Origin of the sequence: Halomonas sp. SIMBA_159 (assembly GCF_046536035.1) — a bacterium.
Classification (GTDB): Bacteria; Pseudomonadota; Gammaproteobacteria; order Pseudomonadales; family Halomonadaceae; genus Vreelandella; species Vreelandella venusta_A.
The window spans coordinates 1-253 of record NZ_JAWJBT010001080.1 but is presented as its reverse complement, the minus strand read 5'-3'; the positions used below and the strand labels follow the sequence as shown (position 1 = coordinate 253).

Genomic DNA, 253 nt, shown 5'->3' with positions numbered 1-253 from the left:
CTATTTAGAAATTTATTTATATATAGGATATGACGGAGATGTTAGTCGCTATGTATCTGATAATCCAGGTTGGTACAACTATTTCGACATTATGGAATTAGGCGGACGAAATTTCCCAAGAGTGTAGGAGGATTCTGATGATTTTATATGAAGCCATTAAGTATAAATATCCCGATGCGGAACCGCAAAGGGATTTTGAACTAAGAAATGACGGTGCTGGCTCGTATATAGACGAATGGCATCTCGATGTGCC

Annotated in this window: 1 protein-coding gene; it reads left to right on the top strand. The window is 38.3% G+C overall.

What is annotated here, in order from left to right:
- Positions 1-137: 137 nt before the first annotated feature.
- Positions 138-253, top strand: a 116-nt coding sequence (locus R0J87_RS22600) for an XkdW family protein (protein ID WP_498889137.1), incomplete at its 3' end; no start/stop codon positions are given.